This is a genomic window from Mesorhizobium sp. LSJC285A00, assembly GCF_000503155.1.
Classification (GTDB): Bacteria; Pseudomonadota; Alphaproteobacteria; order Rhizobiales; family Rhizobiaceae; genus Mesorhizobium.
The window spans coordinates 1-17,854 of sequence record NZ_AYVK01000015.1; the positions used below are offsets into that span (position 1 = coordinate 1).

Sequence of the window (17,854 nt, forward strand, 5' to 3'; positions counted from 1 at the left end):
GGCTATCCCGGATTTGTCCCGGACAATGCGCAAGGTCCGCCCACCCATCCCGCTACTCGACAAGCTGAACGGACAGTGCCGCCGGAATGTCGTCCATCCCGAGGCCTTTGCAGTTCTGCTTGATCGTCGTACTGCCTGACCACTGGATAGTGTCGGCGACGACCTGAGTGCAGCCACCGTTCCCCGAGAAGTTGCCAAGGTAGTTGACCTGCTGCCTGGGAAAATAGATGGCGCCGGTCAAAAGCGAGTCCGCTGTGCCGTTGAAGGTGCTCTGTGCCGCAGTCCCGGTCCTGTCGCCGTAGAACAGCACGCCGGAATAGGCTCCGGAGGTAGGCGCGCTCAGCGTCACCTTGGCGTTGCCGTTCATGCTGACGGTGTTGCTGCCTGCCATGAAGATGGTTACCCCGCTGCCGGCGACGACCGCGTTGGCGTTGACCTTCATACCGCCCTGCACGACGTAGACGCCGGGCTGCAGGGTGACGTTGCCGCTGAGGCTCATGCCGCTGCAGTAGGTGCCAGGCTGGAGTGTTTGCGACGTCTTGTTGCCGTTGACAGACTTGCACGGGTTGCCGGCTGTCGGCGTCGCCAGGCTGGAGAAAGGATCGGCTGCCGGCAAGGCTTGGGCGATATTGGAGTTGCAGACCGTGGTCGCTGGATTGTTCAGCACCATGCCGCCGACCGTGATCAAGCAGTCGGCCTTGAGCACCGCCGAGCCCTGCGTCTTTATGGCGTCCGAGGCAATCGAGTCCGACATGACCGAACAGCCGGTGAGGTTGACGGTGGTGTTGCCGGAAAAGAGCGCAGCCTGGGAGGCCGACNTTGGAGGCGTCATTGATCAGCGCCACCGCCCTTGCCTGTTCGGCAACGGGCGCCTGGTTGAAAATCGCCGTGAAGTAGCGATCGAGGTTCTGCTTGACGATGACCTCCACCGCCTTCTTTGCGGTGTTCGGGCCGGACAATGGCGGCGTGTTGACCTGGATCGTGCCCGGCGTGGCAAAATTGTTCGAGGTGGCGGACTGCGTGGCGGCGGCGATGATGGTCGGGTTATCGGAACCCGCGACTTTCTCGAGCGCACCGGCATAGGCCGCGGCATCGGCAACGGCCTGCAGCTTGAGGCTGCTGTAATACCAGAAGGATGTCTCCACACCGAGGCCGGCGCCGCCAACCACGACCGGCAAGGTGAAGGCAACGATGACGGCAACGTTACCGTTCGNGGCGCGCCTTAGGCGGCTCAAAGCAAACCAAATCCGGGTGAACGCGTTGGATGCCATATGTATTAGAAACCACGAATAGATAAACGAATGTCTAAAAACTCCATTCCGATTCGACGTAGTCGAACGGGCTAGCTAGGCGCAAGTTGCAGCGACCGCGCAACATCCTGTCGGAGGTTCCGCCCCAATCGACGAATGCGAAATATGCCGCTATCCCGAACTTTGTTGTCGACCAAGTGACATTTAAATGCCCCCTCTGCGAAGTAGCTATCGAGAAGACAGGGGACACCGCGCTGCCGGTAAGGGGAAAGATCGGCTCACGCCGCCTCAGGAACTTTGTGCAATCCGTCCGGGGCTGGCTCTGAGGGCCACACACGCCCGAAACCAACCACTCCAGCCACGATCAGTCCGTGAGGCGCCCACGAAACAACGTGGTGCCGTCGGTCAGCTGCGACCTGGAGATATCCCGGAACCCAGCCCCGGCCATCCACCCGCGATACTGACCTTCCGTGTACGATTCGCCCGCGCGGTAAAGGTTCAGGAAGGTGAGATTGAGAAAGACACCCTCAGGCGGGCCGAGACGGTCGTCATCGACGACACCCCACCCCGCAATTGCGATCTCGCCTCCTTGGGTGAGGCAACGCGCCGCGTTCAGGATCGAACTGCGCGCCTGGTCCGGCGGCAGGACCTGGACGACAGCCTTCAGGATTGCCAAGTCATGCCGGCCGGTCGATGGCGCGACCGTTATGTCGCCTTCTTCGACAACCACATCGCCGGCACCGTATTCCGACAGGATCGCTGGTGCGACCGCCGCGACCGTCGGGAGTTCCATCAAAGTCGCCGCAATATGCGGCCATCGCTCGCGAAGACCGACCAGAATGGTCCCGGCGCCGCCGCCGATGTCGATCACCGAACGGACCGCCGAGAAGTCCAGTTCACGGGCGAGATTTCGGCCGAAAATCACCCCTCCCGGTGCGAGCATGCGGCTGAAGGCCGCTGCGGATTCTGGCCCCGCTTCGGAAAAGTCGTGCAGCGCGGCCGGCCGATTCTGCCGCAGCGACTCTGCGGTCAAAAGGTCGGCTCCCCAGAGTTCGCGCAGCAGCACATGATCGCCGCCGCGATAGGTCGGCTTGGACGCGTCAAGAAACTCCGACGCTTCGGCTCCGTTGCGAAACTGACCATCCTCGACGTCGAGGAGACCGATGCTGGCGAGCGCGTAGAGGAGCCGCGACAGACGAGCGGGCTCGACTTTGAGCGCTGCCCCAAGGCTGTCGGCAGTCGCAGCATCGCCGCCGAGCCAGGTGAAGATGCCAAGGTCCAGCCCGGCACGAAGCGCCAAGGCGGGGGGCACCCCTGCGATCAGCTTGTCGATCCGATCGGAATCCACCATGTCATATCCCGTTGTGCGATCCAGGATCGACTTTGAACAGCTCGGCCAACCTCGTCAAATCAGTTCGCCAGCGCGCCGCTCTCCGCGTCGAGCAGGTTCAGCTTGGCGGTATCGGGTTCGACGTAAAGCGTATCTCCGGGGCCAGCGCTGATCCTACCAGCGCCCGCGACCGTTGTGCGCCGGCCCGGCATACCTCAAAAATCCGGCTGTGATAATGGCTGGTCGCGCCTTCGGACGCTACGCAGGCAAGGCCAGCAGCGCCAGTCCGGCCAGCGCCGAGCCGGCCAATGTCGGCAGCATGCCGATCCTCAGTTTCAGCATAGCGACCATGGCGGCCGCCGCCAGCAGCGCGGCGCGCCAATCCAGCGACGACAGCACCGGTAGCTCCATCCCAAGACCAAAACGGTGCACCGCGCCGAAGACGACATGCAGTGCGAACCACAGCGCAAGGTTCATCACCACGCCGACCACAGCCGCCGTGATCGCACTCAGCGCCGCCGACAGCGCCTTGTTGCCGCGCAGCGCCTCGATGTAGGGGGCACCCAGAAAGATCCAGAAGAAGCACGGCACGAACGTCACCCAGACCGTCAGCAATGCGCCGAGCGATCCGGCCACAAGCGGTCCCATCGCACCGGCGTGACGATAGGCGGCGACGAAGCCGACGAACTGCAGCACCAGGATCAATGGTCCCGGCGTCGTCTCGGCCAGACCAAGCCCATCGACCATTTCACCCGGCGCCAGCCAGCCGAACGAGGTCACCGCTGCCTGCGCGACATAGGAGAGCGCAGCGTAGGCGCCGCCGAATGTGACCACCGCCATCAGGCTGAAGAAGCCGCCAAGCTGTGCCCAAACACTGGCAGGGCCGGTCAGCGCCAGGATCAGTACGACCGGCCCGAGCCAGATCGGCAGCCAGATCGCGATGGTGCGCGGCGCGTGCCATTTCGTCGGCTTGGTGTGAGCGAGGTCGCCGCGTTCGAACATGACGTCGACGGCGCCCCTGACATCGGGCAAATTGTCCTTGCCGCGTGCGGCTCCGGAAAAACGCGCCGGTGCCAAGCGGTTGCCGATCCAGCCGGTCAGCCCTGCAACCAGGATGATCAGCGGAAACGGCAGCCTGATGACATAAATGGCAAGGAACGCGGCCACCGCGATCGCCACCATCACCCGGTTCTTGAGCGCCCGTTTGCCGATGCGGAGGACCGCCTCGACGACGACGGCCAGCACCGCCGCCTTGATGCCGAAAAACAGCGCCTCGATGACAGGCGCATCATTGTAAAGCACGTAGAAGATGCTGAGGCCCAGCATGACAAACGCACCGGGCAGCACGAACAGGATGCCGGCGACGAGGCCGCCGGCGGTCCGGTGCAGCAGCCAGCCGATATAGATGGCGAGCTGCTGTGCCTCGGGGCCTGGCAGAAGCATGCAGTAGTTGAGCGCATGCAGGAACCGCTGCTCGCCGATCCAGCGGCGATCCTCGACCAATTCCTTGTGCATCAGCGCGATCTGTCCGGCCGGCCCGCCGAAGGAGAGCAGGCCGATCCTTGCCCACAGTTTCGCGGCTTGGCGGAAGGTCGGGACGACCGGAGCCTCGGTAGCCTGTGCATCGTCGTCCGCGGCGAGGGCGCTCATGGCGCTTTGCCCGCGCTGGGCCAATTGTGGGTTTCGTCAGTGGCATCGCGGCACCATCTGAAGAACGCATCGTAGAGCAGCATGCCGGCATCAAGCTGTTCGAGATCGTCGCGGAACATGCGCGACAGCCCGAGCGATGCAGCGAGGAACCCGGCCGCCTGCGGTACGAGATCGAGGCGCGCCGTATCGGCTGCACGCACGATCAGCGCAAGGCGATCGAGCGCTTCGGACCGCAACCCGAACTCTTCGATCATCGTGTCGAAGGTGCAGCGCTCGCCGCGATGGCTCCAGAACACGTCGTCGATGTCGAAGGCAACCGCCCCAAACCGATCGGCGGCCGCCAGCACTTCAGACGGCTCGACAAACAGGAACACCGCCGAGGGATCGACGAAGCGGCGGATCAGCCAGGGACAGGCGATGCGGTCGACCTTGGGGCGGGCACGCGTCACCCAGACCGTGCGGCCCTTGTCGTCGCGGGGCGGTATCTTGTCGGCCTTGACCAGAAGTCCCTTGGCCGCCTGCCACGCCTCGAAGCCGCCTTCAAGGGATTCGGCAGCAATGCCCTCATGGCGCAGCCATGCGGCAACGCCTTGCGAGAGCTTCAGCCCCTTCTGGCAGATGACGACAGCATGAGCCCCCGTGAACTCGGCCGCCCAGCTCGAAACAGACTTGAAGTCGCGCCGGCACGAGGCCGGAAGCAGCCGCGGATCGGCGTCGTAGTCTTCGTCGATGCGGACATCGACAAGAACAGGCGCGTCGGACAGACCGACAAGGCGGGAAAGCTGCGCTACGGTGATTGCGGTTGTTGACGGCATGGCGTCCACCTCCAGAGTGAGAGTTTGGACGCGATCATTGGGCTGACGCCTCACGGGGTCGTCGCGAAGGAACCCCTTGCCACAATGCTGGATTGATCCTTCGTCTTTGTCAAGGAAAGAGCGGCGCCGGGGGACCGCGCCTACTGCGCCGTCCAGCCGCCATCCATCGGCAAAGTCGTGCCGGTAATCTGCCTGGCCGAGTCCGAGCACAGAAACAGCGTCAGCGCGGCGAGCTCCTCCACGGTGACGAATTGCTTCGTCGGCTGTGCCGCCAGGAGCACGTCGCGCTTGACCTGTTCCTCGGTCATGCCGCGCGCCTTCATCGTGTCGGGGATCTGCCTTTCGACCAGTGACGTCCAGACATAGCCGGGCGCGATGGCGTTGACGGTGATGCCGTCCTGCGCGACTTCCAGCGCTACCGTCTTGGTCAGACCCGCTATGCCGTGCTTGGCCGAGACGTAAGCCGACTTGAACGGCGAGGCGACCAGTGCATGCGCCGACGCGGTGTTGATGATGCGGCCCCATTTGCGCGCCTTCATGCCGGGCACCACGGCCTTGATCGCGTAAAAGGCGGCAAGCAGATTGATGCGGATGATGGCTTCCCACTTGTCGTCGGGAAACTCCTCGATTGGCGCGACATGCTGTATCCCGGCATTGTTGACCAGAATGTCGAGGCTGCCTAAGGCCTGCTCGGCTTCGCGCACCATGGCGGTCACCGCTGCGCCGTCCATCATGTTGGCGCCGGAGTAGCGGCACTGGACGCCGAAATCCTTCTCGATGCCGGCGCGCTCCTGTTCGATCGCCGCGGCTTCGCCAAGGCCGTTGATCGTGACGTTGGAGCCCTCGGCGGCAAGGGCGCGGGCAATGGCCAGGCCAATGCCGCTGGTCGATCCGGTGACGAGCGCATTCTTCGAAGAAAGGGAACCCATGGAGATCTCGCGACTGTTAGGAGGACTACAAAGGCACATAGTTTGTGCGCCGCAACATGACAATGCCATAACCATATGCCGGCGCCATCACAGCCCTAAAACGCGCTTTGCCGGCCTCGCCGAGCGCCGTCTCAAGGCTGACACGTCAAGGCTGGCACGGCAGTGTTATGGTGCGGCGCAACATAGTCGGCCGCGCATTCGCGCAGTCATTCCTGAAGCATCGATCCAACGAATCAGGGGGGCTGTAGCTTGAAATCGCCGATGTCGTGATGCGTGCCTATGCCATGCCGCTTACTAACCGTCCTTTCCGCCCGGCCCGTATCGCTTCTTCGACCGCGACGCCCTAAGCTATCCCGCAATCTCCAGTAGGGCCGATACCAGCAAGTGGCGTTCGTCGGCGGACAGCACGTCGGAATCGAAGAGGTTCATGCTGCGCAGCCCTTCGATGGCCAGAAAGCAGACCAGCAGCGTCTTGAGGTCCGGCGTCTCGCTCTTCAGCCGCTGCAGCAGCTGTGACTTGAAGGCTTTTATCGGCGTCAGGAAATCCGGATCCTCGGCGATCGCCGAGAATATCCACGAAGCCGTCGGCTTCGGCTCCTCACAATCATCCGCCGAGAGCCGGATATAGGTGGCGAGCAGGCTCTCGCCGCTGGCGCCGGCGACACGGCCCGATTCCAGCGCCAGCTCGAACGCGCGCAGGTAATTCTCCACCAGGCCCTGCATCAGTTTGGCCTTGGTCGGAAAGTTATATAACAGGCCGCCTTTCGACACGCCGGCGCGGCTGGCGACGGCGTCAAGCGACAGGCTGCCGGGACCGGTCTCGCGTGCGACATCGGCGGCGGCGGCGAGTATCTTGTCGCGCGAATTTGCCCTTTGGGTCTTCATCGATCCCTTCCCCCGCACCAGCCTAGGCGGAATTGACAAGACCGTCCAGACGGTACAGTAAGTTCGCCGTCATTTGTAATCGGGACCTGGCGTCGATAAGTGTCCCGCTATTCGGCTATTTTGCCGGACACCGGCCGAGGGGACAGTTCGTGAAGCGCTTCATCTCTATCACCGCAATTCTGCTTCTGCTCGCTCTGGTGTGCGTCGGCGTTGTCGGCTTCAACCTGTTCCGCGACAACGCTATCAAACAGTATTTCGCCACCATGAAGCCGCCGGCGACGACCGTATCGACGGTTGTCGTCAAGCCTTCCGACTGGACGCCGGGCGTCGAGGCGATCGGCACGGTACGCGCCGTGCGCGGTGTCGACCTTACCGTCGAGACCAGCGGCATCGTCAAGGACATCCTTTTCCATGCCAACCAGAAGGTGCCGGTCGATTCGGTCCTGCTGCAGCTCGACGATGCCGTCGAACGCGCGGATCTGGTCGCGGCCAAGGCGCAGTCCGTGTCCGACAAGACGGCGCTCGAACGCGCGCTGGAGCTGCAGCGGCGCGGCGTCGGAACGGATGCCACGCTCGACACCGCTCAAGCCGCTGCATCGGCCTCCGCCGCGCAGGTCAACAAGCTGCAGGCCGTGCTCGATCAGAAGCAGCTGACGGCGCCGTTCGCCGGCACCGTGGGCATCCCCAAGATCGACCTCGGCCAATATCTCTCGCCCGGCAACGCAGTGGTGACCTTGCAGGATCTGGACACCATGCGGGTCGATTTCTCGGTACCCGAACAGCAGCTGCCGCTGCTCAAGATAGGCCAGGCGGTGCGGCTCGGCCTCGGCGGCACCGGCGGCGGCGCCGACATGCCGTTTGCCGGCTCCATTCGCGGCATCGATCCCAAGATCGACGCTTCAAGCCGCCTGGTGTCCGTCCGCGGCGAGGTCGCCAACCCTGACGGCAAGCTGACGCCCGGCCAGTTCGTCCAGGTTCGCGTCGAGCTGCCGCAGGAGAAAAACATTCTGTCCTTGCCGCAGACGGCATTGACGTCGAGCCTCTATGGCGACTTCGTCTTCGTCGTCGTTCCGGCGAAGCCGGCGGAAGGCGCCCCAGCCGCGAAACCCGAGGAAAAGCCTGCCGCGGGGGCCGACGCAGCAAAGCCGGCGGCAGATGCAAAGCCGGCAGACGCGAAACCGGCTGCCGAAGACGCCGCGGCGAAGCCCGCGGACAAGCCGGCTGTCGACCCCGCGAAGCCCGCGGCAGAACCGGAAAAGCCGGCGCTCGTGCTGTCGCAGGTGTTCGTGAAGCCCGGCCGCCGCAACGACGGCATGGTCGAGATCATCGAGGGCATCAAGGCCGGTGACGAGGTCGTCACCGCCGGTCAGAACCGTCTCTTCAACGGCATGTCCGTCGCTGTCGACAACACCATTGACCCCAGCAAGTCGGCTAACCAGCAGGCTCAGCAATGAACTTTTCCGACATCTTCATTCGCCGGCCGGTCCTCTCCACCGTCCTCGCCTGCATGATCCTGCTCCTGGGTTTCCAGGGCATCTTCAACCTGTCGATCCGGCAGTATCCCAAGGTTGACGAGACGGCGATCACCATCACCACCGCCTATCCCGGCGCCAGCGCCGACCTGATCCAGGGCTTCATCTCCGCCCCGATCGCGCGGGCCGTCGCCTCGACCGAGAACATCGACTACGTCACCTCGTCCAGCCGGCCGTCTTCGAGCACCGTGGTCGTCCAGATGAAGCTCGGCTCCAATCCGGATGTCGCGCTCACCGAGGTCCTGTCGAAGGTGCAGGGCGTACGCGGCACCTTGCCGGATGCATCCAAGGACCCGGTCATCGTCAAGGGTACCGGCCAAGAGTTCGCGATGATGTACATCTCGATGCAGAATCCGAACATGAGCAAGGAGCAGCTCACCGAATATATCGAGCGGGTGGTGCGGCCGCGCATGTCGACGGTCGAAGGTGTCGCCGACGTGCAGATCTTCGGCGCCGAGGAATATTCGATGCGGGTCTGGATCGACCCGGTCAAGCTTGCTGCGCGTGGCGTCACCGCCGCCGAAGTGCTGGCGGCGATCAACAACTCCAACTTCCTGTCGGCGCCCGGCAACACCGAGAACGAATATGTCGTCTCCTCGATCACGGTTCGCTCGACGCTGCAGACGCCTGAGGCCTTTGCCGAGCTTCCGCTGCGCTCGACGGACGGCCAGGTGGTGCGCTTGCGCGACGTGGCGCGAGTCGAGCTTGCCGCCGAGAGCACCGACACGAGGGTGAGCTTCAATGGCAAGCCCGGCACCTTCCTCGCCATCTTCCCGACGCCGGCCGCCAACCCGCTGACAACGGCGGAGGCGATCCACAAGATCGTGCCTTTGATTCAAGAGACGCTGCCGAAAGGCATGACCATCGAAATCGTCTACGATTCCACCGAACAGATCAGCGCCTCGATCGATGAAGTGTTCAAGACCATCGCCGAAGCCGTCGCCATCGTCGTCGTGGTCATCCTGTTGTTCCTCGGCTCATTCCGCTCGGTGATGATGCCGATCGTGACCATCCCGCTGTCGCTGGTTGGCGTCTGCTTCCTTTTGTTTGCGGTCGGCTATTCGATCAACCTTCTGTCGCTGCTGGCCATGGTGCTGGCCATCGGCCTTGTCGTCGACGACGCTATCGTGGTGGTGGAGAACATCCATCGCCACATGGAGGAGGACCACATGTCGCCGATGCAGGCGGCCTTCAACGGCATGCGCGAGATTTTCTCCGCCATCGTGGCCATGACCATCACGCTCGCCGCCGTGTTCGCGCCGCTGGCCTTCACCGGCGGCCTGACCGGCGCGCTGTTCCGCGAGTTCGCGGTGACGCTCGCCGGTTCGGTGGTGCTGTCCGGCCTCATAGCCGTCACCATCACGCCGATGATGGCGGCGCGTCTGCTCAAGGCGGGATCGCACAGTCGCTTCCAGCGCGTCGTCGACGGAACCTTCAGCCGTGTCGAGCATGTCTATGAGCGGGCGGTCACCGCCTCCTTGAGAAATCGACCGGTGACGCTGCTGATGGTCGTGGCGCTGGTTGCGCTCACCGGCTTCATGTTCACCAAGACCTCGAGCGAACTGGCGCCGGAAGAGGACCAGGGCTTCCTCTTGTCTATCGTGACGGCACCGCGCTACGCGACCTCGGACTACACCGAGACCTACGTCAACCAGATCCTCGGCCTGGTGAAGGACATTCCCGAAACCAGGGCGCAATTCTCCGCCGTTGCCTTTGGCGGCGCCACCAACGGCGCCTTTGTCGGCTTCGCCTTCAAGGATTGGGCCGAGCGCCAGCGCAACTCAAAGGAGCTTCAAGCCGATATCCAGGGACGCCTCGGCAAGGTGGCCGGCGTCGAGGCCTTCGTCTTCGCGCCGCCGACGCTGCCGGGCTCCGGCGGCGGCCTGCCGATCTCCATGGTGGTGCGCTCGACCGGTGGTTCCGCCGAGGTCTACGAGGCGGCCGAGCAGATTAAGAACAAGGCGCAGGCCTCCGGCCGCTTCATCGTCGTGCAAAACTCGATGTCCTTTGACGCTCCGCAGGTGACGGTGACCATCGACCGCGACCGCGCGGCGGCTCTCAACCTGCCGATCGCCGACATCGGCCAGACGCTGACGCTGCTGGTCGGCGGCGCCGAAGTGGCTCAGTTCGACCGCGACTCCAACAGCTACGACATCATCCCGCAGGTGCCGAAGGAATTCCGCGACAATCCCGAGAAGCTCGGCGAATATTTCGTGCGTAGCGTGACCGGCGAAATGGTGCCGCTTTCAGCGGTGGTGAAGATTTCGACCAACGCCGCGCCGGGCGCGATCGAGCAGTTCAACCAGCTGAACTCGGCGACGATATCAGCGCTGCCGCTTCCCGGCGTCACCACGGGCGACGGGCTGCAGACCCTGGAGAACCTTGCCAAGGAGAGCCTGCCCGATACCTTCTTCATCGATTATTCCGGCCAGTCCCGGCAGGAGAAGGAGCAGGGCAACACGATCCTTATCGCGTTCGCAGCCGCCGTAATCGTCATCTATCTGGTGCTGGCGGCGCAGTTCGAAAGCTTCCGCGACCCGCTGATCATCATGATGGCGGTGCCACTGTCGATCTTTGGCGCCATCGTGCCGCTCAATCTGGGGCTTGGAACGCTCAATATCTACACGCAGGTCGGCCTGATCACACTGATAGGTCTGATCACCAAGCATGGCATTCTTCTGGTCGAGTTCGCCAACCAGCAGCGCGAGCTGCATGGCATGAGGCGGCGCGATGCGATCGTCGCCTCGGCCAAGGTGCGCTTGCGGCCGATCCTGATGACGACAGCGGCGATGGCGCTCGGCGTCGTGCCGCTGATCGTGTCCAGTGGTGCTGGTGCGGCGGCGCGCTATTCGATGGGCCTCGTGATCTTCACCGGCATCCTGGTCGGAACCATGTTCACCCTGTTCGTGGTGCCGATGTTCTACACCTTCATCGCCAGCAAGGACCTGCCGCACCACGCCGAAAAGCCAGACCCGAAGCTGATGCCGGTGCACGCGGACTGAGCTGCGAACGGCGTTAGCGGACAAACGAAAAGAGGCCGGAAATTTCCGGCCTCTTTTTTGACTGGATTGATTTACCGCGAAGCTCTGATGGAGCTTCAGGCGGGAACTTGCGGTGCGGCATGACCTGGCCGGCTGCGCTGCACCATCGCTCCAAACGCAGTCTGCTACTTGACGATGACGATGCTGGTGTTGGTCGGGCCGAAGGTTTCGACCAACTGGTAGAAGTCGGCGGCATTGTCGGGATGCAGCCGCACGCAGCCATGCGACGCCGGCCGTCCCAGCCGCTTGATGGCGTTGGTCGCATGCACGGCGTAGCCGCCGCTGAAGAAGACCGAATGCGGCATCGGCGCGTTGTCGTATTTCTTCGAATGCCACATCTCGTGCATGCGGGTCGGCTTGAACGAGCCGGTCGGCGTGACATGCGCACTGTCGCCGGTCGAGACCTTCCAGGCGAAAGTCGGCCGGCCATCGACCAGCACTTCCATGGTCTGCTGCGACAGCGAAACACGCGCCACGATCTGGTTTGCCGCGGCATGGGCGGTGCTGTTGGCGGCGCCAAGCAGAAGCGCGGCGCCGCCGGCTGCGGCGGTGACGTTGATGAGTTTGGCGGAAATGGCTTTGTACATGATGGCTCCTCTTTGCCGGTCCTGCCGGCGTCAATTCGGTGGCCGCCTTATCCCCGCGCCATGTTTCAGACTGACTTCGCTGAGGCTCGTTTGTGTTTCGAATCTGTTTCCTCTGGTTAACAAGCAAGGTGGACAAGGGAAGCGTGCTCCGCCTTCGCTGCGCACTCCCGATCACGCACCGCGCTCCCAAACGAAAGTGCTGATGTCCTTATATGAAAGAAGATTGGCTTCGCTCGAAACCGACTTGCAACAAAGCGCGGCCTGGGCGGCATGATCTGGTTACAGGCTCGCGGCACAGTCATCCCAACGAGAACAGCCGGCGCCAACGAAAATGAGCATCAAATCGACCACCCTGTCCTGGCTCTTCAGGATAAGCATCGCCGCATTTGTCGTCGGCGGCATCGGCACAGTAGCCGGCACCCCGATGACGAAACTGGCGGTGATGAATTCGGGTGAGATTTCGACGCTGCATGCCGCGCTGTTCATAGCCTTGGTCTGGATTGTCTCCAGTCTGCGCATCAACCGTCTCAGGGCCCTCTGGCGGGTCGGCCTCGGGTTGAAGTGGATGCGCGGCCCCTCCGGCAACTTGCTGCCGAGAGGACCGAAGGCCCGCGTCGCAACGGGGGGCTCCGTGGGCGACGCGGGCACTTCGGGTTTATCCTGAAGCACCCGCGGTTCTGATTTTTGGGGACAACCGATGAAGACGAAATCTGCAGCCTCCGTGCTTTCGGTACTGCTCTATGCACAAGGCCTGCTCGGCTTTGCCGGTCTCGCCACGGTTCTCCTGAAGGACCGCGCGCATGCCGCCAGCGAAATTGTAGTCGCCAGCGAATTGCCGTCGGGACCATCGCTTCTGGTGGTGCGCTGACGCCTATGCATGGCGCCCGAGATTGCGCAGCTTTTTTGGGCGAGCCGAGGAACAATCCAGCCTCCCGACCCTCAGTCGGCGCGCTGCGTCGGCGGGTCGAACCGGTAGCCTGCGCCGCGTATAGTTGTGATGGTTTCGGTGTCGAGCTTGCGGCGCAGCCGCACGATGCGCGAATCGATCGAGCGGTCGAAGGCATCGGCATTTTCGGCGGGCGCCGCCGCAATGATGTCGTCGCGCGTCAGCACCTTGCGCGGGCTGGCCAGAAACAGCCTGAGCAGCGCCACCTGGCCCGGCGACAGCTGTTCTTCCGTACCCGAACGGTGCATGACGATGGCCGACCGCAAATCGACGGTGGCATTTTCCAGCACGATCAGTTCCTGGGCGGACCTGCCGCGCCGCGTCAGCAGGCCGCCGATGCGCGCGGCAAGCTCCCTGACATTGAGCGGACTTTCGACGACATCTGCGGCGCCAAGCTCGAGCGCCAGCACCTTGTCGACCAGATCGGCCGGCCGGCAGATCAGGATGAAATCCGGCCCCGCCTTCCCGTCCGCGCTCTGGCCGCCGCCATAACGCCTGAGCAGGTCCCGCCCTTCCGCCTGGCTGAGGCTGTCGCCGACGATGACGATATCGATGCCTCCGGCCGAAAGCAGGGATTCAGCTTCCCAGGGCTGCCGCGCCTCGCGCACGTCATGGCCGCGCCGGTCGAGATGATCGGCAAGATCGCCGGCCACCACATCGGCGACGGAAACCAGCGCGATGACGGATCGTGCAGCCATGTTTTTCTTCCCGTTCCCCCGCAACCGGATATGAGTGCTGGACATCATGTTTATACCCAATCTACTTTCCGCTGAAAGCGGGAGCGAGGCCATAGTGCGGGCACGGATTGTCATCGTCGAGGACGAGCCCGATCTCCGGGACGCGGTCGCCGAGTATCTCGGCGCCAACGGCTACGATGTGACCCAGGCCGGAAGCGCGGCCGAGGCGCGCGCCTTGCTGGAGACGGAATCGTTTCATTTGGCCATTCTCGACATCGCCATGCCGGGCGAGGACGGACTGTCGCTCGGCCGCTGGCTGCGCTCGAAAATACCGGTCGGCATCATCTATGCCACGGCTGCCGGCACCGCACTCGACCGCATTGTCGGGCTGGAGCTTGGCGCCGACGACTACATCGTCAAGCCCTACGAGTTGCGTGAGGTGCTGGCTCGTGTGCGCAGCGTGCTGCGCCGCGTTCCGCAGCCGAGCCCGCCCCAGGCGGCGAAGACACAAGCCGATGGCGGCCGCCGCCTGACCTTCGGCCCGTTCCAGGCCGACCTCGACGGCAGGCTTGTCACCGGCGCCAACGGCGCCGTCATCGACATGGCCAAGAGCGAGTTCGATGTGCTGGAGGTTTTCCTGACCCGCGCCAACCGGCTGTTGACGCGATCGGCGATCTCCGAGGCGATTGGTTTTGTTGAGGATCCTGAATCGTCGCGCGCCGTCGACATTCGCATCATGCGGCTGCGCAAGAAGATCGAAACCGATCCGGCCAATCCGAAATTTTTGCGCACAGTGCGCGGCGAAGGCTATATCTTCTCGCTGCCGACCGGTGACGGGCACTAGAGCAATTACAGGAAAAGTGTACGCGGTTTTCCGCCCGGAATTGCGTAAAAACAAAGAGATAGAGGCTTCTCCGTTTCCGTGAAACGGTGAAACGCTCTAGCAATTCCAGGAACAGTGCGTAGCGATTTTCCGTTCGGGATTGCATTGAAACATGGAGCGTTTCACCTTTTTCGTGAAATGCTCCATAGCTGCCTAATTCGACGGCCCTTTACTGATGGCTGACATGACCGCTGAACCAGCACCACGTATGGACCCGCAAGGCGCTCGCCAGAGCGCCGCGATGGCGGCTGTGCGCGTCGTCCGCCGGTTGCGCGATGCCGGCGACTGGCAGCGCGAGATGGAAACCATCCTCGAAACGCTCTGCAGCGCCATGAATTGCCAGCGCGGCATCCTGTTCAGGCTGCGCGAATTGCCCGGCCAGGGCTTCGCCCAATCGGTCGCCGCCTACTGGATCGATCCTCGCTTCGGCGGCGAACTGGCTTCGCCGACGGTGATCATGCAGTCGATCGTCGATACCGATCCGCTGCTGGAGCGGATTGGAGAGGACGAGCGGCAAGGCAAGATCTTCGCCGGCCATACGCGCGATCTCGACGGGTTCCTCAGGGCCGATTTCGAAAAGCAGCACATCAAGTCGTTCCTGTCGGTATCGGTGTTCGCGCACGGTCATCTGTGGGGCACGTTCGCGGTCAATGACTGCCTAAACGAGCGCGAATGGACCGAAGAGGAAGAGGCGACGATGCACATCATCGCGCTCGCCATCGGCGACGCCATCGAGCACTCGCCGTCCGACGCCCATGCCAGCGAAGTCATCCGCCGCACCATGCTGCAGGCGTCGCTCGACGCCATCATCGTCATCGACGAGACCGGCTCGATCATCGAATTCAATCCGGCCGCCGAAAAGATGTTCGGCTATCAGCGCAGCGACATCCTCGGCAAGGACCTGCTCGATACCGTGGTGCCGGAATATTACCGCAAGGGCTATGTCTCGGGCGCCGAATACATGTCTGGCCGCGGCGCGCCGATGGTTGGCCAACGGCTTGAGACCGTGACACAGAATGCGGCCGGCGAGGTGTTTCCCATCGAATTGACGGCGACCGAGATGCGGGTGGCTGACCGTCAGCTCATCTTCGGTTCGATCCGCGATCTGCGCGATAAGCTGCGCGCCGAAGAAGAGATCAACCGCCAGCGCGAAAAACTGCACCAGAACGAGAAGATGGCGGCGATGGGTTCACTGCTGGCCGGTGTTTCGCACGAGCTCAACAACCCGCTCGCCGTGGTCGTTGCGCAGTCGACGCTGCTGCATGAATTCGCCACCGACCCGCAGACCAAGGTTCGCGCCGAGAAAGTGCGCGCCGCTGCCGAGCGCTGCGGCCGCATCGTCAAAAGCTTCCTGTCGATGGTGCGCCTGCATCCGGCGGCGCAGGCCGAGACCGATCTCAACCAGGTGATCCGCGCCGCACTCGAAGTAACCGCCTATGGCGCACGCTCGAGCGGCATCATCATCGACACCGATTTCGCGCCCGGCCCGCTGCTGGCGATGGCCGATGCCGACCACGTCACGCAGGTGGCCGCCAATTTCCTGATCAACAGCCAACACGCTCTGGCCGGTATCGGCGGCGACCGCCTGATCAAGGTGCGGACATTCCGCAGCGATCGCGGCAACCCCGGGTTTTCGGTCGAGGACAACGGACCGGGCATTCCCGAGGCGATCCGCAGCCGCATCTTCGAATCCTATTTCACCACCAAGCCGGTCGGCGTCGGCACCGGCATCGGCCTGTCGATCTCGAAATCGATCGTCGAGCGCCACAACGGCAATATCTGGTTCGAGGAGGTGCTGCCGCGTGGCGCGCGCTTCGTCGTCCAGCTGCCGGTAATCACCGGCGGCGCGGCAGCAGCCGGCGACAGCCCGGCTCGTTCCAGCGGCTTGCGCCATGCGCTGATCATCGACGACGAACCCGACGTCGCCGGCTCCCTCTCCGACATCCTGGAACTGATGGGTATCAAGTCGCGGGTCGTGCCGGCCTGGACGTCGGCGGCGGCGACCTTGACCGGCCACATGCCGCCAGACATCGTCTTTTCCGACTTGCGCATGCCCGGCACCAGCGGCATTGCCATCTACCGCGAATTGCTCGCCGACAACCTGGCGCTGGCCAAACGCTTCGTGTTGGTAACCGGCGACCTGATCGGCGCCAAGGCCGAGATCGAAGCCTTGCCGGCGCCGCAGCGCCCGCAAATCCTGGAAAAGCCGTTCTCGACGCTGGACGTCCGCGGCGTACTCTCGGCAATAGCCGACCAGGTCGCCGCCGCCGGCTAAGTTTTCCGAAGCACCCACGTATCGAGATTCGGGTCAGGCGGAGTCGAGAATGGTGGTTCCCGAGAACCGGAGCGGAGCGTACTTGAAGTACGCGAGCACCGGAAGCGCAGGGAACCTCCATGCGCAGGCCGGCCTCACCCGAATATCGATAGGCCCTAAAAAAGAGGCTCCCAACCGAGGGAAGCGGCGGGAGCCAAGAACGAGCGCGGGAGGAAGCGCTCGGGAGGTTCAGAAAACGTTGGGTGTCGTGGTCAGCGGCGCTGCGTTGGCGATCATGCGGACGGAACGCGCCTTGTGCACGCCGGACTGGGCGGCGATGACGCGCAGGCACTCCGCGCTCTCGGCGCCCCAGGCCTGACCCTGGCAGGCAAAATCGATTTCCGGCTCCGGCAGCCGGGCGGTCTTGATGGTGGTCGGCGCGCCCTGGACAACATTGGCCGGCGGGTTGAGCGAAGCAAAAGCCGGACCGGAAGCCGGTGTCAGGAACATGACGGCCAGAGCGCAGGCGCCCAGCATGGAGAACATCGCAACCGGATGGTCGCTGGCGCGCTGACGCAGTGCCAGTTTGGCGCGTCGTTCGTTGCTAGTGATCTCGACTTTCGTATGCATTGCTGCTCCCCTTCGTTTTCTTATGAAACGAACCTAAGCGCGCCTGGTAACGGGCGAATGATGCGCTTGGCTTGCCCGCGTAACAGGTTTGAAACAAGAAATTCGGGCATATCCGGACAGATCCGGTCATGTGCCGACGGCAAGATGCGTTTGCGAAGCTGTTTCATCCGGGCAATCAAATGTTGACGACAGGCGGGCCGCGAACGCACCAAGCCCGCTTCCTGTCGGCCGCACTATGAACAAGCTCACACTGCGGATCGAATTTGCGGACGCCAGGTATTTTCGTCTCGGAGCGGGCCGTGTTTGCAAGCTCGGCACGGCCAAATCCGCATGCCGGACAGCTATTTCACGCCCCCGGTTAACGCCCGGATATTCCGGGATTTTCTGGCTTTCAGCTGGTCCTGTTGTGCCGACTTGAAAAGTTGTGATTTCTACAAGCCATTGC

15 protein-coding genes and 1 pseudogene are annotated in these 17,854 nt (G+C 63.2%); 6 read left to right on the forward strand and 10 right to left on the reverse strand.

Features of this window, described 5'->3' with window-relative positions; genetic code table 11:
- Positions 1–52: 52 nt before the first annotated feature.
- The 7 genes and pseudogenes from X726_RS1000000171680 to X726_RS154285 all read right to left on the reverse strand — a co-directional run bounded on the left by X726_RS1000000171680 (position 53) and on the right by X726_RS154285 (position 6,859).
- Positions 53–754 carry a hypothetical protein gene (locus X726_RS1000000171680; protein WP_245272112.1) on the reverse strand — a complete coding sequence of 234 codons (702 nt, stop codon included), beginning with the start codon at positions 752–754 and terminating at the stop codon, positions 53–55.
- A 376-nt stretch (positions 755–1,130) separates the two neighbouring features.
- A pseudogene (locus X726_RS1000000171685) lies at positions 1,131–1,271 on the reverse strand (hypothetical protein); the annotation flags it as partial.
- A 343-nt stretch (positions 1,272–1,614) separates the two neighbouring features.
- On the reverse strand, positions 1,615–2,601 hold the full coding sequence (locus tag X726_RS154305; RefSeq protein WP_023670052.1) for a methyltransferase: 987 nt from the start codon (positions 2,599–2,601) through the stop codon (positions 1,615–1,617).
- Positions 2,602–2,838: 237 nt separating this feature from the next.
- A complete protein-coding gene (gene chrA, locus X726_RS154300; RefSeq protein ID WP_023670054.1) occupies positions 2,839–4,230 on the reverse strand; it encodes a chromate efflux transporter in 1,392 nt (463 codons plus the stop codon).
- On the reverse strand, positions 4,227–5,045 hold the full coding sequence (locus tag X726_RS154295) for a sulfurtransferase/chromate resistance protein (RefSeq protein WP_023670055.1): 819 nt from the start codon (positions 5,043–5,045) through the stop codon (positions 4,227–4,229). Before X726_RS154295 ends, chrA begins: the two co-directional genes overlap by 4 nt.
- Positions 5,046–5,185: 140 nt before the next feature.
- A complete protein-coding gene (locus X726_RS154290; protein ID WP_023670056.1) occupies positions 5,186–5,974 on the reverse strand; it encodes a 3-hydroxybutyrate dehydrogenase in 789 nt (262 codons plus the stop codon).
- A 348-nt stretch (positions 5,975–6,322) separates the two neighbouring features.
- Positions 6,323–6,859 (reverse strand): TetR/AcrR family transcriptional regulator, encoded by a 537-nt coding sequence (locus tag X726_RS154285; protein ID WP_023670057.1) that lies wholly within the window; start codon positions 6,857–6,859, stop codon positions 6,323–6,325.
- A 149-nt stretch (positions 6,860–7,008) separates the two neighbouring features.
- Between X726_RS154285 and X726_RS154280 the strand changes: the two genes are divergently transcribed.
- Positions 7,009–8,313, forward strand: coding sequence for an efflux RND transporter periplasmic adaptor subunit (locus X726_RS154280; protein WP_023670058.1), 1,305 nt, complete (start codon positions 7,009–7,011; stop codon positions 8,311–8,313).
- Positions 8,310–11,393, forward strand: a complete 3,084-nt coding sequence (locus X726_RS154275; RefSeq protein ID WP_023670059.1) for an efflux RND transporter permease subunit — start codon at positions 8,310–8,312, stop codon at positions 11,391–11,393. Before X726_RS154280 ends, X726_RS154275 begins: the two co-directional genes overlap by 4 nt.
- A 164-nt stretch (positions 11,394–11,557) precedes the next feature.
- On the opposite strand, the gene X726_RS154270 is transcribed toward X726_RS154275, so the two are convergent.
- Entirely contained in the window at positions 11,558–12,019 is a 462-nt protein-coding gene (locus X726_RS154270) for a L,D-transpeptidase (protein WP_023670060.1), read from the reverse strand.
- A 331-nt stretch (positions 12,020–12,350) separates the two neighbouring features.
- On the opposite strand from X726_RS154270, the gene X726_RS154265 reads away from it, so the two are divergent.
- Together X726_RS154265 and X726_RS1000000168920 are read left to right on the forward strand one after the other, a co-directional pair.
- Positions 12,351–12,683, forward strand: a complete 333-nt coding sequence (locus X726_RS154265; RefSeq protein ID WP_023670061.1) for a hypothetical protein — start codon at positions 12,351–12,353, stop codon at positions 12,681–12,683.
- 33 nt (positions 12,684–12,716) lie between these two features.
- Positions 12,717–12,887 carry a hypothetical protein gene (locus tag X726_RS1000000168920; RefSeq protein ID WP_023670062.1) on the forward strand — a complete coding sequence of 57 codons (171 nt, stop codon included), beginning with the start codon at positions 12,717–12,719 and terminating at the stop codon, positions 12,885–12,887.
- Between the two features lie 71 nt (positions 12,888–12,958).
- On the opposite strand, the gene X726_RS154260 is transcribed toward X726_RS1000000168920, so the two are convergent.
- Positions 12,959–13,663 carry a response regulator transcription factor gene (locus X726_RS154260; protein ID WP_023670063.1) on the reverse strand — a complete coding sequence of 235 codons (705 nt, stop codon included), beginning with the start codon at positions 13,661–13,663 and terminating at the stop codon, positions 12,959–12,961.
- Between the two features lie 94 nt (positions 13,664–13,757).
- Here X726_RS154260 and X726_RS154255 point away from each other — a divergent pair, with 94 nt between their 5' ends.
- A complete protein-coding gene (locus tag X726_RS154255; RefSeq protein ID WP_023670064.1) occupies positions 13,758–14,486 on the forward strand; it encodes a response regulator transcription factor in 729 nt (242 codons plus the stop codon).
- A 223-nt stretch (positions 14,487–14,709) separates the two neighbouring features.
- Positions 14,710–16,800, forward strand: coding sequence for a hybrid sensor histidine kinase/response regulator (locus tag X726_RS154250; RefSeq protein ID WP_023670065.1), 2,091 nt, complete (start codon positions 14,710–14,712; stop codon positions 16,798–16,800).
- Between the two features lie 228 nt (positions 16,801–17,028).
- On the opposite strand, the gene X726_RS154245 is transcribed toward X726_RS154250, so the two are convergent.
- Positions 17,029–17,409 (reverse strand): hypothetical protein, encoded by a 381-nt coding sequence (locus tag X726_RS154245; RefSeq protein ID WP_023670066.1) that lies wholly within the window; start codon positions 17,407–17,409, stop codon positions 17,029–17,031.
- Positions 17,410–17,854 lie beyond the last annotated feature (445 nt).